This window comes from Chryseobacterium tongliaonense, from assembly GCF_041224435.1.
Taxonomy (GTDB): Bacteria; Bacteroidota; Bacteroidia; order Flavobacteriales; family Weeksellaceae; genus Chryseobacterium; species Chryseobacterium tongliaoense.
In genome coordinates, this window is record NZ_JBGFFD010000003.1 from 1 (window position 1) to 23582 (window position 23582).

The 23582-nt window shown below is 37.0% G+C and carries 26 protein-coding genes and 1 pseudogene; 6 read left to right on the top strand and 21 right to left on the bottom strand.

From position 1 onward, the window contains the following. The 7 genes and pseudogenes from AB8P06_RS07430 to AB8P06_RS07460 all read right to left on the bottom strand — a co-directional run. Positions 1-173 (bottom strand): transposase (locus tag AB8P06_RS07430; protein WP_369840962.1); only part of this gene is annotated, 173 nt, incomplete at its 3' end. Positions 174-264: 91 nt separating this feature from the next. After that, positions 265-1167 (bottom strand): helix-turn-helix domain-containing protein, encoded by a 903-nt coding sequence (locus AB8P06_RS07435; RefSeq protein WP_369840080.1) that lies wholly within the window; start codon positions 1165-1167, stop codon positions 265-267. Positions 1168-1240: 73 nt separating this feature from the next. Continuing rightward, positions 1241-1826 (bottom strand): annotated as a pseudogene (locus tag AB8P06_RS07440) (SDR family oxidoreductase). Next, entirely contained in the window at positions 1805-1993 is a 189-nt protein-coding gene (locus AB8P06_RS07445; protein ID WP_369840082.1) for an SDR family NAD(P)-dependent oxidoreductase, read from the bottom strand. The pseudogene AB8P06_RS07440 and the gene AB8P06_RS07445 overlap by 22 nt, the downstream one beginning before the upstream one ends. 28 nt (positions 1994-2021) lie before the next feature. Further along, entirely contained in the window at positions 2022-2786 is a 765-nt protein-coding gene (locus AB8P06_RS07450; RefSeq protein WP_369840084.1) for an SDR family NAD(P)-dependent oxidoreductase, read from the bottom strand. A 109-nt stretch (positions 2787-2895) separates the two neighbouring features. Continuing rightward, positions 2896-3348 (bottom strand): hypothetical protein, encoded by a 453-nt coding sequence (locus AB8P06_RS07455; protein ID WP_369840086.1) that lies wholly within the window; start codon positions 3346-3348, stop codon positions 2896-2898. 558 nt (positions 3349-3906) lie between these two features. Beyond that, on the bottom strand, positions 3907-4749 hold the full coding sequence (locus AB8P06_RS07460) for a helix-turn-helix domain-containing protein (protein ID WP_369840088.1): 843 nt from the start codon (positions 4747-4749) through the stop codon (positions 3907-3909). A gap of 155 nt (positions 4750-4904) precedes the next feature. Between AB8P06_RS07460 and moaA the strand changes: the two genes are divergently transcribed. From moaA to AB8P06_RS07485, 5 genes are read left to right on the top strand one after another with little or no spacing between them, the layout of a single operon-like run. Beyond that, the gene (gene moaA / locus AB8P06_RS07465; protein ID WP_369840090.1) at positions 4905-5891 is read left to right on the top strand and encodes a GTP 3',8-cyclase MoaA; all 987 of its coding nucleotides are present in this window, start codon (positions 4905-4907) and stop codon (positions 5889-5891) included. 2 nt (positions 5892-5893) lie between these two features. Continuing rightward, a complete protein-coding gene (locus AB8P06_RS07470) occupies positions 5894-7093 on the top strand; it encodes a molybdopterin molybdotransferase MoeA (RefSeq protein ID WP_369840092.1) in 1200 nt (399 codons plus the stop codon). A gap of 8 nt (positions 7094-7101) precedes the next feature. Next, positions 7102-7578, top strand: a complete 477-nt coding sequence (moaC, locus tag AB8P06_RS07475; protein WP_369840094.1) for a cyclic pyranopterin monophosphate synthase MoaC — start codon at positions 7102-7104, stop codon at positions 7576-7578. Then, positions 7559-8161 carry an NTP transferase domain-containing protein gene (locus AB8P06_RS07480; RefSeq protein WP_369840096.1) on the top strand — a complete coding sequence of 201 codons (603 nt, stop codon included), beginning with the start codon at positions 7559-7561 and terminating at the stop codon, positions 8159-8161. The genes moaC and AB8P06_RS07480 overlap by 20 nt, the downstream gene beginning before the upstream one ends. Positions 8162-8184: 23 nt before the next feature. Beyond that, the gene (locus tag AB8P06_RS07485; protein WP_369840098.1) at positions 8185-9225 is read left to right on the top strand and encodes a ThiF family adenylyltransferase; all 1041 of its coding nucleotides are present in this window, start codon (positions 8185-8187) and stop codon (positions 9223-9225) included. Between the two features lie 130 nt (positions 9226-9355). Here AB8P06_RS07485 and AB8P06_RS07490 read toward each other — a convergent pair whose 3' ends face one another. From AB8P06_RS07490 to AB8P06_RS07535, 10 genes are all read right to left on the bottom strand, one after another. Further along, positions 9356-10273 (bottom strand): bestrophin family protein, encoded by a 918-nt coding sequence (locus AB8P06_RS07490; RefSeq protein WP_369840100.1) that lies wholly within the window; start codon positions 10271-10273, stop codon positions 9356-9358. A 57-nt stretch (positions 10274-10330) separates the two neighbouring features. Beyond that, positions 10331-11569 carry an L-lactate MFS transporter gene (locus AB8P06_RS07495; RefSeq protein ID WP_369840102.1) on the bottom strand — a complete coding sequence of 413 codons (1239 nt, stop codon included), beginning with the start codon at positions 11567-11569 and terminating at the stop codon, positions 10331-10333. A 6-nt stretch (positions 11570-11575) separates the two neighbouring features. Continuing rightward, on the bottom strand, positions 11576-11791 hold the full coding sequence (locus tag AB8P06_RS07500) for a hypothetical protein (protein WP_369840104.1): 216 nt from the start codon (positions 11789-11791) through the stop codon (positions 11576-11578). A gap of 69 nt (positions 11792-11860) precedes the next feature. Then, positions 11861-12064, bottom strand: coding sequence for a hypothetical protein (locus tag AB8P06_RS07505; RefSeq protein WP_369840106.1), 204 nt, complete (start codon positions 12062-12064; stop codon positions 11861-11863). 36 nt (positions 12065-12100) lie between these two features. Continuing rightward, complete coding sequence (locus AB8P06_RS07510; RefSeq protein WP_369840108.1) at positions 12101-14497, bottom strand: FdhF/YdeP family oxidoreductase; 2397 nt, start codon at positions 14495-14497, stop codon at positions 12101-12103. 28 nt (positions 14498-14525) lie between these two features. Further along, positions 14526-14876 carry a DUF7009 family protein gene (locus AB8P06_RS07515; protein WP_369840110.1) on the bottom strand — a complete coding sequence of 117 codons (351 nt, stop codon included), beginning with the start codon at positions 14874-14876 and terminating at the stop codon, positions 14526-14528. Next, a complete protein-coding gene (gene fdhD / locus AB8P06_RS07520) occupies positions 14873-15748 on the bottom strand; it encodes a formate dehydrogenase accessory sulfurtransferase FdhD (RefSeq protein ID WP_369840112.1) in 876 nt (291 codons plus the stop codon). Before fdhD ends, AB8P06_RS07515 begins: the two co-directional genes overlap by 4 nt. A 45-nt stretch (positions 15749-15793) precedes the next feature. Continuing rightward, the gene (locus tag AB8P06_RS07525; protein ID WP_369840114.1) at positions 15794-16210 is read right to left on the bottom strand and encodes a molybdenum cofactor biosynthesis protein MoaE; all 417 of its coding nucleotides are present in this window, start codon (positions 16208-16210) and stop codon (positions 15794-15796) included. Positions 16211-16215: 5 nt separating this feature from the next. Continuing rightward, positions 16216-16458, bottom strand: coding sequence for a MoaD/ThiS family protein (locus AB8P06_RS07530; RefSeq protein ID WP_369840116.1), 243 nt, complete (start codon positions 16456-16458; stop codon positions 16216-16218). Between the two features lie 16 nt (positions 16459-16474). Next, positions 16475-17224, bottom strand: coding sequence for a sulfite exporter TauE/SafE family protein (locus AB8P06_RS07535; protein ID WP_369840118.1), 750 nt, complete (start codon positions 17222-17224; stop codon positions 16475-16477). A gap of 184 nt (positions 17225-17408) precedes the next feature. Between AB8P06_RS07535 and AB8P06_RS07540 the strand changes: the two genes are divergently transcribed. Next, entirely contained in the window at positions 17409-18359 is a 951-nt protein-coding gene (locus AB8P06_RS07540) for a Dyp-type peroxidase (protein ID WP_369840120.1), read from the top strand. Between the two features lie 447 nt (positions 18360-18806). On the opposite strand, the gene AB8P06_RS07550 is transcribed toward AB8P06_RS07540, so the two are convergent. From AB8P06_RS07550 to AB8P06_RS07565, 4 genes are all read right to left on the bottom strand, one after another. Then, positions 18807-19148 (bottom strand): hypothetical protein, encoded by a 342-nt coding sequence (locus AB8P06_RS07550; RefSeq protein WP_369840122.1) that lies wholly within the window; start codon positions 19146-19148, stop codon positions 18807-18809. Between the two features lie 100 nt (positions 19149-19248). Further along, the gene (locus AB8P06_RS07555) at positions 19249-20082 is read right to left on the bottom strand and encodes a helix-turn-helix domain-containing protein (protein ID WP_369840124.1); all 834 of its coding nucleotides are present in this window, start codon (positions 20080-20082) and stop codon (positions 19249-19251) included. 931 nt (positions 20083-21013) lie between these two features. Beyond that, on the bottom strand, positions 21014-22399 hold the full coding sequence (gene mnmE, locus AB8P06_RS07560; RefSeq protein ID WP_369840126.1) for a tRNA uridine-5-carboxymethylaminomethyl(34) synthesis GTPase MnmE: 1386 nt from the start codon (positions 22397-22399) through the stop codon (positions 21014-21016). A 100-nt stretch (positions 22400-22499) separates the two neighbouring features. Continuing rightward, positions 22500-23426 (bottom strand): DUF4421 family protein, encoded by a 927-nt coding sequence (locus AB8P06_RS07565; RefSeq protein WP_369840128.1) that lies wholly within the window; start codon positions 23424-23426, stop codon positions 22500-22502. Positions 23427-23582: the final 156 nt, after the last annotated feature.

Below are 23582 nucleotides of genomic sequence, written 5' to 3' on the forward strand. Positions count from 1 at the left end.
ATTTGCTTTTCTTTAGTAAGTTTGCCTTCTCTGTGAAGTTTTCTCCAAGTGACCAAACTTTCTTTACAGATTCCAAGCTCCTCGGCTACTGAAGAAACATTACCGCTTTGCTCGCTTAATGAAACTGCCCCAATCTTAAACTCTAAACTGTAATTTTTTCTGATCTTTTTCATACTCTTAAAGTTAAAGAGTATAAGAATTGTGTCCTAACAAAGGTAGCAACTCCAATTTAAACACAAATTCCAAGCACCAATCCTAATGATGCTACTTTCTGTATATTCTAGGCGTTAATTGTGTGGACTTTTTAAAAACTTTTATAAAATGTGAATGGTCAGTAAAGCCCAGTGACCATGCGATCTCCGAAATATTCCAATCCGTATGCTTAAGCAAGGTACGGGCTTCCTGGGCGATACGCTCGCTGATAATAGCGGTGGTATGTTGTCCTGTTACTTCTTTCAGGACCTTGTTTAAATGATTAGTATGGATGTTTAGCTGATTAGCATAATCAGACGGAGTTTTTAACTGGATCTGCTGCGTACTGGATTCAATCGGAAACTGTCTTTCTAAAAGTTCAAGGAACAGGGAAACGATTCTTTCATTTGCTAAAGAGCCATTTTTTGCTTTATTTAACCTTACTGGTTTCAGCTTCATTGCTGTCAATATGATCTCAAACAAAATGTTACGAAGTAAATCATACTTATAAACATACTCAGTTTCAATCTCCAAAAACATTTTGTCAAAGAGTGGCTTGAAAAGCTGCATTTCATCTTGTGTAAGATCAAAAACCGGCATGCCACCTGGACGGTAAAGTGGATAGTCCCGAATGTTACCGAAGCCTCCAACAAACTCTTCTGTAAAAACGCAAAATACACCGGTAACATCGTTTTCTAAGGGAATCCAGTTATAGGGGATTTGTGGGTTTGCAAATAGTAACATATTGTGCTGTGCGGTCAAAGTTTTATCAGCATAGTGAACTTCATGCTTTCCGCTGATCAGACTAATTTTATAATAATCTTTCCGGCTATATGGTACGGGTTTATTACCTTTTGGCCCCCTGTAATCCTCTACCCGAAAAACATTAAAGTGCCCAACCTTTTTCATCAGCCCGCCGGGAAGGCTGCCAAGTACATCCCTATAAAAAAGTTCTAATGAAGTTGTTTTTTCCATTGTATGAGATTTTAAAAGAAGCCTTGCGCATCGTTTTGCGCAAGGACTTACTTATTATAGATAGCTTGGCATCTTAATATCTTGAGCCACCATTAACGGTCAAGTGATGCCCGTTGATATATGAAGCATCGTCAGAAACCAAAAAGGCGACCACTTTGCTGACATCATCGGGAGTTCCCAAGTGTTTAAATGGTCCACCGTCTATGATGATCTGGCGATATTGTTCTTCAAGGTTGGTGATGACCCCTGCATTATCTATCGGGCCAGGCATAACGGAATTTACACTGATATGGCGCTCACCTAATTCCTGCGCTAATACATCGATAAAGAGCTTAGCCGCACCCTTGCTAGCACAATATACCGCTGCATTTTTTTCAGGATGGACCCGCTGTGATTGAAGAAACGTGCAGTATTTTACCGTGATCAGCTACATAACGTGCCGCATTTTGTAATACGAAAAACGTCCCTTTAGTATTCAGGTTAAACATCCTGTCATAAGTAACTTCGTCACAGTCCATAACCGGAACTGATAACAATTCCACACCAGCATTGGCGATCACGATATCCAGTCTGCTAAAATGTTGAATAGCTTGCTGAAATAAATGATCGATGCTTTTCTTTTGAGAAATGTCGGCTTTCAGTACCAGGCAATGCCATATTGCCCCATTGCCTTTTTAGTTTCTTCTGCGGCATTTTCGTCAGAACCGTAGTTTAATACCAGGTTCGTGCCTTCAAACGCAAGTCTTTCAGCAATAGCACGTCCGATACCCTTAGTAGCACCCGTTATGAGGGCTACTTTATTTTTCAGATCGGGATAATTACTCATTTTCCTTAGAGATTAAGTGAACAACCAATTATAAACGCATACCTCCTGATACTTCAATGCGCTGTGCGTTAATCCAACTGGCATCTTCTGTACAAAGGAAAGCTACCACACCACCGATGTCCTGTGGTAAGCCGGCACGTCCTAAAGCGGTCATTGCTTTTACTGCATCATTATATTCTTTATTGTCTCTCACTACACCACCACCGAAATCTGTTTCGATAGCTCCTGGAGCAACAGTATTAGATTTAATGCCCCGATAACCTAGTTCCACAGCCTGGTAGCGACTCAACGTGTCCATTGCTGCTTTCATGGCGCCGTAGGCTGCATATCCAGGGCCAACAAATCTTGCAAGGCCACTCGAAATATTAATAATGCCGCCGCCATTATTTAATATTGGAAGCGCTAACTGGGTCAGGAAGTATGGACCTTTAAATAACAAGTTCGATAATTGATCAAACTGTTCCTCCGTAGTTTCTCCGAACGGTGCATATATACCAATTCCCGCGTTGTTGATTAGGAAATCGAATTTATCGGTTCCAAAAGTCTCTGAAAGACCACCTTTCAAGCGTTCAAGGAAATCTTCAAACCCAGCTATATTCCCACCATCGAACTGTAGCGCAAGCGCTTTAACGCCCATTTCTTCAATGTCTTTGACAACGGCTTTTGCTTCCGCCTCATTGCTGTGATATGTAAGAACCACGTCGATACCTTTTTCTGCGATTCTTAAAGCCATGTTTTTACCTAAGCCCCGGCTACCACCTGTTACTAATGCGATTTTTTTGTTAAATTCCATTTTTATAATTTTAGTGATACAAAGTTCCAAAGTTTGCCGCCGAAATTTTAGGGTAAATCAATCCATTAATAGTAAATTTCAAATCTGATCGATATAGTTAATTAATCAACTAAAAACCAAAATGCGGCAGGGGGTAATTTTTAGCAGCAAAAGCACATGGCAAACCAATGGCGATGATCAAGATACCTATATTGACCAGAGCCATTAGTGGTGAGAAAGGTCTGGGCTCGGCTTTAGAAAGTGGCAAAACTACAAGGTTCATAATTGTCCATACAAAAAGTCCATACACAATTGCATTGGTAAGCACTGCTGTGCATGGAAAGAATTTTGGGAAGACTACAAAATATAGTACAGTCCAGAACAATGCAATACAGTAATGAAGACCAACTCCCAAATATACCATACCTGAACCCTTACTGAACGCCTTCGGCCCCAACGCCGCACTGGTAATAGCCCTCAATAACAACGAAGGGTTTTGCTTGGTTCCCAAAACAAAAAGCATAATGGCTGCTGCACAATCCAGACTGCCCGCAACTAGCCATGTGATAAAAATTGTATTCATTTCTTTTTTTTGTCAAAATTATTGACCTTCGGATAGTTTGTTTTGTAAAAATGCGACAACTATAATGAGGGAATACTATTAGCATTTTTTTTTAAGTTAAGGGATCTTATAAAAAAAACCTGCTTACTACTAGCAAGCAGGTATAAAATTAGCGTCTACCAATTTTTTGCCCTTTTTGTAAAAATGTGACAACGAAAAGAATATGGCGCTACCAATTCACTTTTGAATAAATATGTTCGTATCAAAGTCAATATCAAATCCAATATTTTTTGGCTAAGTTATTCAAGACACGTTTTCTGACTTTTTTGGTGGTCAATTTGAACAGGAATGCACTGGTCAATTTGCTCAGGAATCAACTGATCACTTTCGCAGGATTAGGATGGTCAATTTTGAAGGATTCTACACCATAGCACACAATAAAACAAAATAGAGTTGATTAATTGCCAACTCTATTTTATTCAAAAATTGTAACTTTTTATGAAGTGATTTAGAAGCTATTGCTTGTTTATACATTTTTATGTCAACAAAGGCATATCTTTGTTTCTATGTTTATTAAATTTAACTTTTTCCCATAGTCATTCTATAGTTCTTGGGAGTCCAGCCTGTTTGTATTCTGAAAAAATACGAAAAATGAGAAAAATTATTAAACCCAAGCTCAAAAGCTATTTCTTTTATTGATTTATTTGAACTGTGTAATAATTTCTTTGCTTCCAATAATATTCTTTGTCTTATAAACTCTAATGGAGATATTTTATATTGCTTTCTGCACAAAACTCCTAGATAATTGGGAGTAATGCATAGCTCTTCAGCATAAAAGGCGACACCTTTTTGTGTTTTGTAATAGGTTTCAACAAGTTCATGGAACCGGAAAGCAGGATTATTGTGATCACTCAATGCAGATTTTCCATGCATCTTCTCTATCCAAAGATTAATCATCAGCGCCAAAAGTCTTACCCTTGCATTAATAAGTTCCGGAAATACAACTTCCGAATGTATTTCTTTACGAATCGCATCAAACTCCATACTAAATTTTTCATAAGCTTCTTCATTAGACTGGATCATTTCGTATTTACTGTGAGGCGAAAAAGTATGCTTTAATGTCGGAGAAAATGTTTCAAGAATAGAGTCATTAATGATCAATCTTCTGCCACTCGCATGCAAAGGCAGATCCCATATATATTTCCTTTTAGGGAGATGGACAAATAATTGTTGGGAATTTAAAGCATAAGTATCCATATCCGTAATACAATTACCATCAATACATTCATCTAAAATAATGATTGTGAAAGAATTGTCGGGAAAACAGTTAAGCTCGGAAGAACTTATTTCGCCCTGATAAATAACATCAATATCTTTTTTATCCTCTTTTTTCAATACAGCTGAATTATTCTTTTGTTGCATCCCTTATTTAATGTTCGATAAAGTTACTTAAATTCGATAATACTCATAAATATCCAGAATTGTGAAATAAATATTGTCTATTATCTGCAAATATAAAATTATCTCCTTCGGAGAGAAACATTCAGTATATTTGTAATAAGACTTATTCTATTTAAATGTTGACAGATAAATTTGGAAGGAATATCAATTATCTAAGGCTTGCTATTGTAGACCGGTGTAATCTCCGATGCACTTATTGTATGCCGGAAAACGGTCTTGTCTGGATTAAGCAAAAGGAATTAATGACCGATGAAGAAATGCTCAGAATCTGTTCAATCTTTACGGAAATGAGAGTAAATAAAATCAGGATAACAGGGGGAGAACCTTTTGTCAGAAAAAACAGTATTGATCTCATCCAGAATATATCTCAATTAGATGGACTCACTGACCTCAGTATAACAACCAACGGCCTTCTTACTGAACAATATATTCCGCAACTTAAAAAATTGGGGATAAAATCTGTCAACTTAAGCCTTGATACACTCGATAAGGACCGTTTTTTCCGGATTACCAGGAGAAACAGTTTTGATAAAGTAATGAAAACCTTAGACTGTTTATTAAAACATCATATAAAGGTAAAAATCAATACAGTCGTAATGGAAGGGGAAAATATTAAAGATATTATTCCCTTGATAATGCTTACAAAAGACCTTCCTGTTGATGTCCGTTTTATTGAAGAAATGCCTTTTAATGGTGGAACACACGCTATTTCTTTAAAATGGAATTTTGTTCAGATTTTAAATCACATCAAATCTCGTTTTCCCGAAATTCAAAAGATAGAAGATCCCAAAAATTCTACATCATACAATTACAACATTCCGGGTTTCAGCGGAAATATTGGAATTATCGCGGCTTATACACGTTCATTTTGCGGAACGTGCAACCGTCTTCGATTAACACCCAACGGAATTTTGAAAGCCTGTCTATATGAAGGAACCGGCGTAAACCTGAAAGATGAAATCCGTATGGGAAAAACAGATGAAGAGCTGAAAAATATAATCATCAACAGCGTACAGAACAAACCAAAAGACGGATGGGAAGCTCAAAAATCGAGCTTGATCGCATCACAAATTCATCAGTCAATGGCAACAATAGGAGGATAATTATGGAAATGATTAGCGTACAACAGGCAGAAGAAATCCTATTTTCTCAAATCAAAAACTTCGGAACAGAAGAGATTTTCTATGAAAATGCATTAGGAAGAATTTTAGCTGAAAATATTGTGGCAGATTGTGATTTACCTCCTTTTGACAGATCCACAGTAGATGGAATTGCCATTAATTTTAATGCTTATGAAAACAGTTTTCGTACATTTAAAATTAAAGCAATACAATCCGCAGGCGAACCGTCCATTTCTATTGATTCAGAAGACGAATGCATAGAAATCATGACCGGAGCCGCTTTAGATAATTCAGTAAATACGGTTATTCGTTACGAAGATCTGATAATTGAAAACGGAATTGCAACTATCAATATTATTATTAAAAAAGAGCAAAACATCCATTGGAAAGGAAAAGATAAAAAAACAGGGGAAATATTAGTAAAAGCCAATCAGGTCATTACTCCATCTATTCTCGGAATTGCTTCGTCGGTCGGAAAAACAATTTTAACCGTAAAAAAACTTCCCAAAGTTATTATTATTTCCACCGGAGATGAGATGATATCCGCTGAAGACGTTCCTGCCCCATTCCAGCTAAGACGTTCCAACGGAATTACCATAAAATCCGTTTTGGAAAAATATAAGATCTATGCAGATTGGCTTCATTGGAATGATGATTTTCAGTTAATAAAAAATGAGCTTTCCCGATGTATTGATAAATATGATATTTTGCTAATGAGTGGTGGGGTTTCTATGGGGAAATTCGATTATCTGCCAAAAGCCTGCGAAGAGCTAGGAGTAGAAAAGCTTTTTCACAAAATAAAACAAAGACCAGGAAAACCATTCTGGTTCGGAAAAAGCCAAAACGAAAAATTAGTTTTTGCATTTCCGGGGAATCCGGTTTCCGTATTTATGTGTTTGCATCGGTATTTTATTCCTTGGCTGGAAAAATCTTTGGAAATCTTGGAAGCAGCACAATATGCCGTTTTGCAGAATGATATAGATTTTCCATCTCCACTTCAATATTTTGCGCAGGTAAAACTCAGTGTGAACCCATCGGGACAATTAATCGCCGAATCAGTAAATACCAATGGTTCCGGAGATTTTTCCCACCTTGCAGAAACTAATGCATTCATAGAACTTCCCTTGGAAAAAACTGAGTTTAAGAAAGGTGAAGTGTATAAAATATGGAAATATAATTTTTAATTGTACTCATGACAAACTTTTCACATCTTAATAAAAAGGAACAGCCGGGCATGGTAAATGTTGGGGGCAAAAAGATCACGCACCGAAAAGCAATTGCTAAAGCTGTTGTGATACTCCCTGAAAATATTCTGGAAGCACTTCAAAAAGATGACTTCAAGACTAAAAAAGGCTCTGTTTTCCAAACCGCAATTATTGCAGGAATAATGGCAGCAAAAAAAACCGGTGACCTGATTCCTCTATGCCATCCTATCGGTATGGATAACTGCGACATAGATATTGAAATCAATTCCCGGAATGAGATCGAAATTTATTGTACTGCCGAGATTGAAGCAAAAACAGGCATAGAAATGGAAGCATTGACAGGAGCATCTGTTGCCGCACTTACCATTTATGATATGTGCAAAGCATTGAGCCATGATATTGTGATTAAAGAAATAAAACTAATGGAAAAATCAGGAGGTAAAAATGATTTCAAAAGAGACTGATTCCCCCAAATTAAATGGACTGGTACTTGCCGGAGGAAAAAGCCTGCGAATGGGAAATCCAAAAGACAAAATCAATTGGCATGGAAAAGAACAAAAGTATTATGCAGCTGATCTTTTAAATCCGTTTTGTGATGAAGTTTCTATTTCCTGCAGACAAGACCAACTGGAAAATTTTGACACAGATTATAATGCCCTTACCGATACTTTTTTAAATATGGGACCTTTCGGCGGGATACTTTCCGCATTACGTTCTCAAAGAGATAAAGCTTGGTTGGTCGTTGCCTGCGACTTACCTTTATTAGATGAAAAATCTTTAGAATTTTTAATTGGAAACAGGAATACCGAAAAAGTAGCAACCACTTATGAAAGCCCGTTTGATGGACTTCCAGAACCATTAATTACAATTTGGGAGCCTAAAAGCTATCCTTTGCTCCTGAATTTTTTAGGATTGGGAAATACTTGCCCCAGAAAAGTTCTGATTAATAGTGATACATTAATCCTGAAACCGGGTAATCCTGAAGCTTTGATGAATGTGAACACACCTGAAGATATGGCAAAGGCAAAGGAAATTTTAAGAAAATAGATTTAACCGAAGATAAAAAACATATGAGCGACCCGCTTGAACGTTATCATTGTCAGATGGCTTTACCCGGATTTGGTATTTCTTCCCAGGAATTACTTAAAGATGCTAAAATTCTGATAGTAGGTCTGGGCGGATTGGGCTGTCCTTCGGCACAATATCTTGCTTCTTCAGGTATAGGGACGATTGGTCTTGCGGATGATGATACGGTCTCCGAAAGCAATCTGCACCGCCAGATTTTATATGCTCCGGAAGATATTGGAAAATCAAAAGTTGATATTGCCACTAAAAAATTACTGCAACAAAATCCATCGGTAAAAATCATTCCGTTCAATTTTCGGGTAACTTCCGACAATGTAATGGATTTGATTTCGGACTTTGATTTAATCATTGAAGGAACTGATAATTTTGAAACAAAATGTTTGCTGAATGATGCATGCGTTTTATCTGGAAAACCTTTGGTTTACGGAGCAATTTATCAATATGAAGGGCAAGTCAGCATTTGGAATGTAAAGCAAAAAGAAGGCAATTTTTCTCCCAATTACCGCGACGTTTTTCCCGATGCGGAAAATGCGCAGGTTCCGAATTGTGCAGAGGGTGGTGTTATTCCCACTTTGGCAGGAATTGTCGGATGCATGCAGGCTAATGAAGCTATAAAATATTTTACAAATCCCGAAGATTCACTGGCTGGAAAACTCTGGATGATGAATGTTCTGAACGGCAAAACCCAGATTATTAAATTAAGAAAAACTTCTGTGCAGATTACAGGTTTGGCTCAGACGGTTAAGACCATTACGTTTGAGCAGCTTATGCAGGAGAAAGATCATTTTGAAATCATAGATGTACGCACATCACAAGAACATGAACAGTTTAATATAGGAGGAATCAATATTCCCGTAGAAGAATTACAGGATCATTCAGATTATATCTCCAGTTGTTCCAGACCTGTTTTAGTCTATTGCCAATCTGGTAAACGCAGTGCAGAAGCTGTAAGAAAAATAAAAAAGATTTTTCCTGAAAATGAAGTATTTTCTTTAAAAGACGGCATTCGCAAAATACCGCTATAAGATTACAAACTAAATCTTTGTAAGTATAGTCTATTATTGAATTTAGTATTAAATGAAGTATTCCAAATGAATAGATAACCGCATTATTACCTGTTTCTCTAAAACCACCACTTATTTATCTTTTGAGTAATCAATCAATAATATTCTGAGTTATTTTTTGAGAAACAGTAATCTGTTCTCCGACCATCTCATGAATGGTTTCATCAATCATAATACACATGCTGTTGAGAGCCAAATCATTTGCATCTGTCCCAAACGGTTCTTCAATTTCATCAGCTATCGCTTCAAACGCAACAAATGTATAAGCAACGAATACAACAATAAGTGGCGTAAACCATCCCAGCGAATCTACAAGCCCAAAAGGTAACAGGAAACAATAAATATACACCGTTCGGTGCAGCAGAACACGGTAACTGTAAGGAATCGGGGTAGAAACTATTCTTTCACATCCTCCCAAAATATCAGAGAGTTTATCAAAATTCTCATCAAAACGTGCCTGTTGGATAGAATCTAAACAATTTTCATCTTTTACTTTCTGAATCCATTCTCCAAGCAGCCGCATAATAACTGCGGGTTTATATTTTGATGCCGTTATTATTTTCAGCTGGTCTTCATTAAGCCTGGATTTTAAATCTGCGTGGGCATCTGTCCCTCTCAACTGATGCTTCAGTGCAAATACAAAAGCACTAAGCAGCTGAACAAAATCGTGAACTGAAACATTATTGTTCTTTATATTTTTCAAAGTCATTGCCTGTCGCGTTAGTGAGCGTGCTGTATTTAATAAAGCTCCCCACAGTTTGCGTCCTTCCCAGAACCGATCATAGCTGACATTGTTCCTGAATCCCAGGAATAATGCCAATACAAAACCGAATAGGGTAAGTGGTGCAGGATTCAAAGGAATCTTAAACGAAAAAATTATTCCATGAAAGTAGGTCACCAATAAAGAAAGAATTAAAAGTAATCCCAAACCGGGAAGCAAAGCAGGCAAAACCGAGCCATGCCACACAAAAAGCATTCTGAACCAGTGTTCTTTTTTTCGGATAATCATTAATTTCAGGTAATTATTAATTCAAAATATAAATAGAGAAGTAAAGATATTTCATTATTATGACTTTTGTTTTTTCAGTTTATTAATATTAATTTTCATCAAAACCGAAACAATAAATGCAATTACGAACATTCCTGAAAAAACCTCTAAAGTAGTCGTTAAAGACCCTGTCTGTTTTTTAACATAATCATATATCGAGGGGCCAGCTACGCCTGCTAAAGCCCAGGCTGTGAGCACAAATCCGTGTATTGCCCCTAATTGTTTTGTACCAAATAAATCTCCCAAAAATGCTGGAAGTGTAGAGAAGCCTCCACCATACATTGTAATAACTGTAAAGAGAATAGTAAGAAACAAAATTTCTATAGAAATTTGAGGTAAAAAATAATAAGCTAAAATCTGAAATACAAAAAATACAATATATGTATTAGCTCTTCCCAGATAATCTGATAAACTAGACCAAAGTAATCTTCCAATTCCATTGAAAACACCAATTAACCCCACAACCGTTGCCGCCTGCAAAGCAGTGTAATGAAGTTTTTCTTGAGTCATCGGACTTGCTGCTGCAATAATTGCAATACCGCATGTAATATTGATAAACATCATAATCCAGATATAATAGAATCGTTTTGTCTTCAAAGCAGTTTTTGCATCTATATAGGCAATATCCTTCGTTGCTGTCTTACTTTCCGCAGGATTGAAACCTTTTGGAAGATAGCCTTCCGGCGGTCTTTCTATGTAACTTGAAGACAAAAGAATAACAACGAGATAAATACTTCCCAAAATGTAAAAAGCATTAGAAACACCTACTTTTTCAAACAAAATCTGCATCAAAGGTCCAAATATCAAAGCTGAAAAGCCGAATCCCATTATAGCCATTCCTGTTGCTAAGCCACGTCTGTCCGGAAACCATTTTACTAAGGTACTTACCGGCGTTATATATCCAATTCCTAATCCTATACCACCTATAAATCCATAACTGATTAAAAATAATGGTAAAGAAACAAGTTGTACAGCCAGTCCCGAACCTAAGATTCCGACTCCGTAAAAAATGCCAGCAACAATTCCGCTTTTTTTTGGTCCTACTTTTTCTACCCAAGTTCCCATAAATGCTGCGGATAAACCAAGTAACAGAATAGCAATTTTAAATGCCCATTTTATGGTTCCTTCATCTACCTTAAAGATCTCTCCTACAGGATTTGTCATTACAGAATAGGCATATACAGAGCCGATAGAGATATGAATGCCGACAGCAGAAGCAGCAATCATCCAACGATTTTTAAGTCCTGATGAGTTCATAGATGACTAATCTTTTATTGAGTTAATAAAAATTTCCGTAACCTGATAAGAACTTCTTGCCGGTTTCTTCTCCCCTTCAGCAATAATTCTAAGTGGTCCTTTTTCTTTTGGCAAGGGTTTTCCGTCTACAGAATCGGCAATAATTACATTTTTATCCTGAATAGAAGCATCAAGTTCTGCCAAAGAAAATAAAACCTGATAACCGTCGGAACATTTTATCAATACATATTTTGAAAAATTTTCTGCCCCGTGAAGTGCTTTTCCGGATGGAACTCCCGTTTTTCCTAAAATTTATATGAGCGGGACTCCAGTGAAAGTATGTAAATTCCCTTCCTTATCTTTCATTATGGCTTCTCTCCGGGGCATTTTTGAAAGGTCAGACAAGCTCAATTCCAAAGGCCGGGCAACTTCGCCGGAAACTTTTAATCTGAAATTAGATTGAGCCGCTGCTATCTCACAAAAGGAAAGCATAATAAAAAAAAATAGTTTCCTCATGATATAAATATTATCTAAAAGAATATTATTGTTTTACTAATCAGGATTAGTACCTGTTGCTGCCATTATATGATCATCAATCTTTTTAAAGATCTCAGAGTTGTGCTTGCGAATTTTGATACGGACATATTTGGAAGCAGGCATATTGGCTCCATTAACCACATTATTGATAGATACCAAAACATTAGTTTCCGGGAAATAGGTCATTGTACTTTTCTGTGGAATAGGATATTTTACAACAATGAAAAGAGGTGCGATTCGTTCAATTCCGTCATCATAATTGAAAAGATCTACATGATCGCCTTCTTTCAAGCCGGCTTTCACAATATCTTTTTCGTTCATCATCACTACCCTTCTTTCATTGAAAATCCCACGATAACGGTCATTCAGACCATAAACAACCGTATTGAACTGATCGTGTGTCCTGGTTGTTCCCATTAGGTATTCGTCATCAGCAAGAGAATTGTCCGGTACGGCTGTAATATTGAAAGCGGCTTTTCCCGGGTAGAATTCACTGTTGAAGATACCATCCCTTGGTCCGTTCGGAAGATAAAAACCGCCTTTCTGAACAACCCTTTCGTTATAGTTTTCAAATCCGGGAATACATTGTTCAATATCATTACGAACGGCATCATAGCTGTTGATAAATTTGTCCCAATCTACAACAGAACTTTCACCCAAAACCACTTTAGCCATTCTGCAGGCGACGTGTGTTTCATTCATGAGATTTTTAGAAATCGGCTCCAGAACGCCTCTTGACCATTCCACAACACCCATTGAGTTTTCTGTACTTACGTGCTGAAGTTCTCCATTGACCATATCTTTCTCACTCCTGGAAATTACCGGCAAAATAAGAGCTTCTTTCCCATGGATAAGATGATTTCTGTTTAATTTTATAGAAACAATTACAGACATTTCCAGCTTCCGCATTGCTTCTGCCGTAAAGGTTGTATCCGGTGCTGCAGAAAGGAAATTACCTCCCATGCAGAACATAAATTTTACCTTTTCTTCGTGCATCGCTTTCAGGGCATTCACAACATCATAACCGCCTTCTCTCGGAACTTTAAAGCCATAATATTCCTGTAATCTGTCCAGTTGTTCAGTCGTAGGATGGTGGTTAATAAGCAGCGTTCTGTTTCCCTGTACATTACTGTGACCTCGAACAGGACAGGCTCCTCCTCCCTGGATTCCTATGCTTCCTTTCATCAGCAGAAGGTTCACGATATTATAAATCATTTCCACACCATTGTGCTGTTGTGTGATTCCCATCCCCCAACAAATGATAATACGTTTTTTTGAGGCAATCATTTGTGCGGCTTCTCTTAGATTTTCAACCGGAATTCCACATTCTTCCGATAGAAAATCAAGGTCATATAATTTTAATTCTTCAATCAATTCATTGAAGCCCGCAGTTTTATTAACGATAAAATCGTGGTCAAGAACTTTCCCCGGATTTTTAGCCTCTTCTTCCAATACCAGAATTTGAAGTGCCTTTAAAAGTGCCATATCTCCATTGATCTTTACGGGAAGATACAAATCTGACAATTCATAAGGTTTATCGAGCAAAGCACGGACTTCCTGAGGATTTCTGAAACCTTTTAATCCGGCTTCAGGAAGCGGATTGATTGCCATAATTTTAGCTCCATTCTTCTTTCCTTTCGTCAATGCGGAAAGCATTCTTGGTGAATTGGTTCCCGGATTCTGACCGATGATAATAATGAGATCCGTATCGTAAAAATCTTCCAGCTTTACGGTTCCTTTTCCGATACCGATACTTCTTGAAAGCGCATAGCCGGAAGTTTCGTGGCACATATTGGAACAATCCGGAAAATTATTGGTCCCGAATTCACGGGCGAACAACTGATACACCCAGGTTGCTTCATTACTGGTTCTTCCTGAAGTATAAAATATGGCTTCGTTAGGCGAATCCAGAGCGTTTAATTTTTCGGAAATTTTTGTAAAGGCGTTATCCCAACTTATCGGCTGATAATGTGTTCCTCCTTTCGGTAAATACATTGGCTCAACGATTCTTCCTAACTGGCTGATTTCAAAATCCGTTAGTTTTGCTAAATCGTAAACCGAATTTTCTCTGAAAAATTCTGCACCGATTTTTTTTGATGTAGCTTCTTCCGCTAAGGCTTTTGCACCGTTTTCACAGTATTCTCCCAATCTGGAACGCTCGTCATCCGGATCGGGCCATGCACAGCTTGGACAATCGAAACCATCAAACTGATTCATACTGAAAAGGGCCCTTCCTCCACGAAGAACCGATGCATTGAGTACCAACTGGTCCAATGAATGGATAACAGCAGGAACACCAGCCGCCCAGGCTTTTGGCGGTTTCAGTTTCAAATCCAGCAATTTATATGGAGGTTCTGCAGAGGGTAATCTGCTGCCCTCTTTTATTTTATTGAATGAATTTTTGTTTTCCATGATTTCTAAATTTTTAAAAAACGAAAAATTAGCATTTTAAATTAGGGTTGGGATAATTGTCGCTTTGATCTTCCAAAGTATTATCAATGCATACAAAGTCTTTTTCTATTAAGAGTTTAACATTTCCGGCCTGGCCTTCAAAACCGACTCTGTCTGTGGAAGTCCATTCAGCTAACATTGTTACCGGCATTTTAAGAACAATTCTGTTTTCGATGAAAGCCGCTGAAAGCTCTTTGTCCTCCGTTCTTTCAATAGAATAAATAAACGGACGGTCTACAAATTCTGTAAAGCTTGAAATAATTCCGTCTTCTCCTAATTTTGCAACTTCGGATTGGGTTAGGCGGAATCTTATTGAGTTATCTTTAATTCTTATTTTCATAATAAATTTTCAATTTTAAAATGGCTGCCGGAATGGTAAATATTAAACCTGTTATCCCTGAGAAAGCCTAATAAAGTGATATCAAATTCTTTTGCCAGGTCTACTGCAAGGCTGGACGGCGCTCCTATTGCTGCAACAATCATAATTCCTGCCATTGCTGCTTTCTGAATGAGCTCGAAACTGGCTCTTCCGCTTAAAACCAAAATTTTATCGTTAAGAGGAAGCAAACCTGCAGATAATGCATATCCTATAATTTTATCTAATGCGTTATGCCTTCCTACATCTTCACGTAAAGCAAGAAGATTGCCTTCCAAATCAAAGATACCGGAAGCGTGTATACCGCCCGTAGCACTGAAATTATTCTGAAAAGACTGCAATTTTTCGGATAATTGGTACAGAGTTTCGAGAGAGAGAGTCGTACTTTCTTTTTTATGGTTGTGAAATGAGCTTACCGTTCGTATGGATTCTATGGAACCTTTTCCACATACACCGCAACTTGAAGTTGTATAAAAGTTGCGGTCGGCTTTCATAAGCTCGGGAACAAAACCTTCTGTAAGCTCAACAATGACAATATTTTCACTGTTTCTGGAACATTCTGCTTCCGGAAAATATGTGCTTTTAATCTGTTGACGGCTGGAAATAATTCCTTCTGTAAATAAAAAACCGATTGCAAGTTCTGCATCATTTCCCGGAGTCCGCATCGTTACAGATATATTTTTGGACTCTTTTTTATCTTCTGCATCATAAGAAACCCTGATTTCCAAAGGTTCTTCTACAGAAACATCATCCGTATAAGGAAAACTGGTGTTGTCCTTAACTTTGACGATTTCTATCTGTTTTACTGACTTATTTGATAGCAGCTGGGCTTTCATAATTTAATAACTGGTTAATAAAGGTACAAAATTTTGTTTCTCAAATTACGGGTGTGCGGAAACCCATTCTTCTCCATCCTCAAAAATTTCTTTTTTCCAGATGGGAACGGTTTTTTTAATATTTTCGATCATATAGCTGCACGTATCAAAAACAGCATTTCTATGCCCATCGCTTACCACTATTATCACGGCTGCATCGCCGGGGAATAATATTCCGGTGCGGTGATGAACGACAATATTCTTCACTGAAAATAACGAAATGGCTTTATCTGCTATTTTTTGTATTTCCTTAACTGCCATAGATTCGTAACACTCGTATTCCAAACGAATGACAGATTTACCTTTGGTCTGATTTCGTACTGTTCCTACAAATGATGCAATTCCTCCACATGCAGGATCGGAAGCAATAGTAAAACAATCTGTAAGATCCAGTATATTTTGTGTTATTTTAATATCAATCATATCTGTTATCCACCGCTTACGGGAGGGATTATTGCTATTTCGTTAGAGATTGTTATTACCTGATCGTCCTCCGCATATTCATCGTCAACGGCAATAAAATAAGATTTTAATTTTTTCAGTTCCGGAAAGTCTTTTTCCAGAAGTTCCTTGAGTGCTTTGACGCTTGCTCCGTCATTTATTTCTATTTCTTTTTCTGAAGTTCCGAAAATTTCCTTCGTTATTCCGAATGCTAATATTTTGAGTTTCATTTTTACATTTAGCTTATTACCAATATTTTATTAAAATGTTTATCCCGGCCATCAAAACCAGGAGAGCTGTCATTCTTTTGATGACCAAAGGATTCCATTTCAGGGATATCCTGGAACCTATCTGTCCGCCAATGAATACGGCAAAACACAAACTGAGAATTCTGAAATAATCCATGTCTGCAGATAATTTGGATAATTGTCCGAAAATCCCTGATACTGAATTCACCAGTATAAAAACACTTGATGCTGCTGCAATTTTTCGAGGCGTATCCCATTTCATGAGGTTTAATAGAGGGGAAAGAAAAATTCCGCCGCCAATTCCCACCAATCCTGACAAGAAGCCTATTCCACCACCTAAGAATCCGTTTTTAAATGGAGAGGCTTCAACATTTTCTGAAATATCTTCTACATTTTTTGTTTCTGTCTTTATCCAAAGTAACAATGCTGCAACGATTAAAGTAACACCTAATATCAGGAAAAAAGTTTCGTGGCTTATTTTTAAAACAGCTCCCAGGTACGCCATAGGTACACTTACAATCGTAAGCGGAAGTATTTTCTTCCAGTCAGTCTGCTTATTTTTGATATAAATAAATACACCTCCTATTACCACAATCACGTTACAGATAAGCGCTGTTAACCGTATTTCCTGATAAGGAAGACTATACATTGCCAGAACTGCAAGGTAACTAGATCCTCCACCAAATCCCACAGAAGAATAAATGAAAGCGATGATTAAAAAAAACAAAAAGATTTCCCAATGCCCCATATACCTGTGGAATTAAATTTCTTACAATAATACTCATTTTTAGGGCGTCATACGAAGGTATAATAAAAAGTTTCTACCGTAATTTGTGAGAAAAATATTCTGGATTGTTTATTTTATAAAACCAACCTCACTATCCCAATAGCATTTATTAAATTTGATAAATAAAATCTATACACCCATCTCAATGAATAATACTTTTTCTCCTGATCATAATGCTCAGAATGTTACAGATTATCCGAATAATAACACCTATTTTTTAGTTTGGAATTTTAACGACAACGTTAATCCTGATAAGATCAAATCGGTTTTCCAAAGAGTTTGTGCTTTGATAATTAATCTGAATAATTCGGCACTTGACCGTTTTCCGGATTCCAAAGCCAGCTGTGTAATGGGTATTGGGTATGAAGCCTGGTATCAACTTGAATTGCCTCAACCGCTGCCTAAAGAATTTAAGAAATTCCAGGAAATAAAAGGTGGCAAACATACGGCAGTAAGTACAAAAGGAGATTTGCATTTTCACATCCGGGCCGATGAAAAGAGTTTTGCTTATGATATGGCTTCTATAATTTCCGGATATATGAAGGAAACAGCAGATTGTGTAGTCGAGGTACAAGGATTCCGTTATTGGGACAGCCGGTCTATCTTAGGTTTTGTTGACGGCACTGAAAATCCGCATGGCAAAGACCGTGATCATTTTGCCATTATAGATGATTCTGATTTACAATATGAAGGAGGAAGCTATCTTTTTGTACAGAAATACATCCACAATCTTAATGCCTGGAAATCGCTTTCTGTGGAAGAACAGGAAAAAGTAATAGGCAGGTCCAAAGATCATGATATTGAAATGGATGATGATGCAAAACCCAAAAACTCACATATCGCATTAGCGAATATCGGCGATGATTTTAAGGTTGTGCGCGACAATATGCCTTTCGGAAGCGTAGCAACCAATGAAATGGGAACTTATTTCATCTGCTATGCGAGCATATTCAGCACAGTTGAAAAAATGTTGACCAATATGTTCATCGGTAACCCGCCGGGAAATTATGACCGAATTCTTGATTTCAGTACTGCACAAACAGGAACATTATTTTTTGTTCCAAGTTTAGACTTACTTGATGAATTTTCAGGATAAGTTTTTAAAAGAGTTAATTTGACCTATTATTTCCTACATCGAACAAAAAATTTGACTTGAAAGGAGTAAAAAAAGTTTCTGAGAGTGATGGAATATCACCTAAAGACAGAATCAATTAAAAGCTAGATAATTAAAAATTTAAATTCATAATCTTATGTAATTATAGAAAACAGGGCATTGAAATCAATACCCTGTTTTGTCAAAAGCATTTTTGAAACTAAAACATTTTTATTGCTCTTCAATTAATTCCAAAATTAATCATGCAAATCTTCGTTAATTTTTTCAGAACTATTTTCTGTGGTTAAAATAAATTCATCATGTATTTCCTCCAATTGTATACTTCCATCTAGTAGCTTCATGTAGCAGAAAATCTTCCACGCTGAAATTGTGGTAGATAATGAAAAGGTAGCTGCTGAAACTAAAGCCTATCAGAAAATATCGCAAATCTTATCTTTTGTAGATGAACTCTGCGGAGATCTCATTCAGCAGGTTACTAAACATATGCACTTCGTTCTCTGTTAAAGTTATGCAGGGCTGTATATAAATATTGTTAAACAGCAAACCATTGCAGGCGACTTCTGAGCGGTGATATTCGATACAATAAAAATCGCCGTGGAATTGCAGTACAGTCAGGGGCGTAGACTTAACCTGTTCCAGGTAAATGACCTGCAACGGGGTTGAGAATAGGATTACCGGACCACTGTAATTAAAAGTACCGAAATCTGCATGGTATATGCCACTGCCATAGGGAATATATAATAATGTATATTCTGAATATTGGGAAGGCAATTTTAGACCGTTTGTATCAGTATGTGAAATGCGGAGTAAATATTCACCTCCCCTTGAAAATACTTCTTCCATTGGGTTAGTGTGTTAAGTTTTATAAAAATCAAAAATACTGGCTACCGGATATCCCTGTTTTGTAAAAATGCGACAATTCTGATGGCAGAATGCCTGAGTATTTTTTAAACTCTTTCGTAAGATGGGCGTGATCATAGTACCCCAATTCAAATGCTATTAGTAAAAGACTTTCTTTTTCAGCGTCTGTGTCATAGTTTACTGAAGCATTTTGCAGGCGCTTCAACACTTCCTGAAAACGAACAATCTGCAGAAAGTCTTTAGGTGAAATACCGACGTTCTTTTTAAAAATACGTTCTAATGTCCTATTGCTAACGCACATTTCAGCCGCTAATTTTTCAACGGTTACCTGTCCACCTGACTCATACATTTGTTTGCGGAGATAAATAAAGTCATACTTGCCCGCAAGTTGTACTGCTGTAGGGGCGGAACGAGTTTTAAACCAATTGTTTAATCTGCTATCCAGGTCTTTGATCTGTCTCATGAGTTTACACAAACCATCATCCGAAAATTCAATTGTTGAATCCACAGCCGGCTCTATCGTCTGCGAGAATAGGGCATAAAAGCCACCAGGCCAAAAACGAATTCCGGTCAATGTACCCCCTGCTTTGCCCTTGAGTATCCCATAGGTGGTCATGGTCCCGCCCAGATATAATTGGCCGGGATAAAGGAGAATGGCTTGATGGGTTCCTTCCAACGGATAGAAAGATACATTGGTGGAACCGGCATTGCAAATAATATCTGAGCAACCATCGGCGTAAATCCGAATTCCAGATGGATCATTATCTTCTTCAAATGTAACAACCCAAAAGAATGCAATATGATTTCGCAAATTGCTATCAGGTAAAAATTTCAAAAAACCCATACTGGAAAAGTACGGAATTTTTAAATTTTGAGGTGCATAATTTTTATTTTTTCTATTTCTTAAGTCATTTTAGGCGCTTCTCGTAGAGAAATAGCTGCATAATAAAAACATCCGAAGATTGGGGTCATCGGGTGTTTTAGCCATATTATTAACCTATTTTATGAAAAGTATGCTCGAACGAGTAAATAATTATTAGTATCTAATTTAAAAACTTTTTCAGAAAATGTCAAATTGATTCCATGATTATCATAAATAATGCTACGGCTCCAAGGTGCTCCTGGCGTGGAAAAGAATACTTTGACGGCTAAACCAAACCATTAAAGTATGATTATTATAAAATTGAAATATAATTTGCAGTTAGGTTTTTACTCTCTTTTTGTCTAGGCTTTCAGAAATTATTAGCTAAACTTAAAAGGGTTTCAAATTGAAACTCTTTTAATATTATTCTATTCTTTTGATAATTTTACTACTTCATTATGAAGTTCCTGATCCCAGATAAATTCCATATTGAACTTGCCTTGAGTGTATATTCCAGATAAACTGCTTAATCAATTTATATAGAAATTAGACTCATTAAGTACAGTAAATTAACCTTTATACTAATGGTAAATTGTTTAAATCTAAATCGTTTTCTATGAAAATGAATTATTATCAAAAAGGCTGTAAAAGTTCTAAAGAATTACCTTTAAATAAATACTAATCAATTCATTTAGAGTATCCTAGTATATATTAAGTGCAGTGAATTAACCAATAAAATCATACGATTTTTATTTTAGAACTAGGGGACAAAACTGGGGACAAATTTAACTGATTTATAGTGCTAATTTTCTTTTACGAAACACATAAAATGCTGTAATACAGTGATTTATGGTATGTTAGAAAGGATTTGCTTAATTGATATAAGTTATTGATTTTCAGCTATTTAAATACATTATTTCCCGATACAAAACTTAGAAAAAATATTCCCAAGCACCTCATCATTAGTCACTTCTCCTGATATTTCCCCAAGGTGTTCCAAAGCATTTCGAAGTTCATAGGCCAGTAACTCCGTTGAGATCCGGAAGGTGATGGCTTCTTTCACTTTGGATACGGCATCTGAAGATTTTCGCAGCGCTTCAAAGTGGCGTTGATTGGTGATAACGACGTTATTTTCTTCGGATTTTAATTGTTCTACGTAAGAGGACAATTCGTTTTTAAGATCCTGCATATTCTGATCCTCAACCGCAGAGATCTTAATGAAATCAAAATCACCGGAGATCGCATTTCTGAAAATATCTTCAACATTTTCATATTTCGTGGGAAGAACTTCATCAATTTTTGTAGCACAGATAATCAGTTTCAGATCATCTCTCAGCAGAGATCTGATCATTTCAATGTCTTCGGAGAAATCTTCTGTTGCCGCATCTGCCAGATATACTAAAATATTGGCGTTATGAACTTTCTCTTTTGCTTTTTTGACACCTATTGCCTCGATTTCATCTGCTGTTTCACGTAATCCTGCCGTATCAATCAATCGGAAGGCATGGCCTTTTATATGCAATACCTCTTCGATCGTATCTCTCGTTGTTCCGGCGATATTGCTTACAATTGCCCTTTCTTCTTTCAATAAAGCGTTCAGTAAAGTGGATTTTCCGGCATTCGGTTTTCCGATGATGGCAACCGCTGTTCCGTTTTTGATGGCATTCCCGTATTGGAAGCTTTCGATCAGAGAATTCAGTTTTAAATCAATTTTATCAAGTAACTGATTTAAAGCCGACCGGTCTGCAAATTCTACATCCTCTTCCGCAAAATCAAGCTCAAGCTCAATTAGTGAAACAAAGTTCAGCAGGTCGGTTCTTAATAGCGATATTTCGTTGGTAATTCCACCCTTCAGCTGATTGATGGCTACTTTTCTCGAAGCCTCATTTTCAGAGGCGATCACATCGGCAATCGCTTCAGCCTGGGAAAGGTCAATTCTGCCATTGATAAAAGCACGAAGTGTAAACTCTCCTGCTTTGGCCATTCTGGCTCCATTTTTAATTAAAGTTTCAAGAATACGTTTACCAATGTGCGGCGAACCGTGAAAAGCAATTTCCACAGAATTTTCAGTGGTAAAACTTTTCGGAGCCAGAAAAACAGATAACATCACCTCATCAATAGCTTCATTCTCATCCATAAAATACCCGTAATGGATGGTATGTGATTTCTGTTTTTCCAGATTTTTGGAAGGAAAAGATTTTTGAACGACAGATAATGCCTCGTTCCCTGAAACTCTGATAATGCCTAAAGCTCCTATTCCGTTGGCCGTAGCCAGTGCACAAATGGTATCGTTATTCATGCTGCAAATTTACGTTTTTTAATGCTAATTTTTACAGTAAATGGTTATACGGATTGTCTATGGTATTGATTGAGATCAAAGGCCCAAAACAGATTGAAGACTATTTATTTTTAGTTTTAAAAAGACAGTCCAGACGTTTGACGTAGGATAGCTGCATATTAATGGCAGTCAGATTGAGCTCTTCATTTTTTAACGGATAAACCGACTTATTGTTGATAATGATCGCCAGTGAAATTCCCCAGTCCTTTTTATGATAATTCCCTGCAATCCGGGCAAATGCTGTAGGATAAACTTCAATTTTTCCTTTTTTCAGTGCTTTGGGAGCATTCCCGAAATTAGCACCGGCCTGAATGGTCCCCGACAGCATCCAACGGTCATTCATCACCCAGGAATACGCATAACCGCCATTAATACCCAACTGGAAATTTTCCAGTCCGTAGGTGGTATCAGACCCGCTTTTCTGCATTCCTTTCAGCTTATAATAATAGGATCCACCGCCTAAAAGCCAGCTCCCGGCCGAATGAACCTGTATCTCGTCAAGATCAAAGGCTGCTTTGGATGAAAACCGGTTTCCGTTAAACAGATAAGTGGCTTCCATACCGATCTGTTTTACAGACATATCTTTGAATATTTCCGGGTTCTGACCTTCATCTTTTTCAACATAAAATCCCCGGTAATCCTGAAAAAACAAATCAAATATGGCTTTTCTTCTGTAATGATGCACCTGAAAATCTATGGTTTTCGTTTTTCCATATTTCTTTTTGTCCGTCAGAGGAATGAAACCATAGCCTAATTGTAATCCCACAATGGTATTTTTGATTGCTAAACCAACACCAGTATTCAACGGATAATTAGGGGTATAATGCCTGTCTGAATCATCCACTTCCAGGGAACTGGTGGCAATATATCCCGATATTCTGAATTTCTGGGGATACTGCTGAATGTACAAGGTATCTGTTTTCTGGGCACGAATATGCAAAATAGGTAACAGTATTATTAAAACAACAAAAAGCTTTTTCAGATTCATAGATTAACGACTACATGGTATTCAACCATTTCAACAGTTTTTTCTTTGCTTAGTATAATTTCCTTTAATGGAGGGTAATTTAAGTATTATTTTCAATTTTCCGGAAAACATTCTGCAAATTTATGAACTGAATTTTTATTAATTTATTGTTTATTC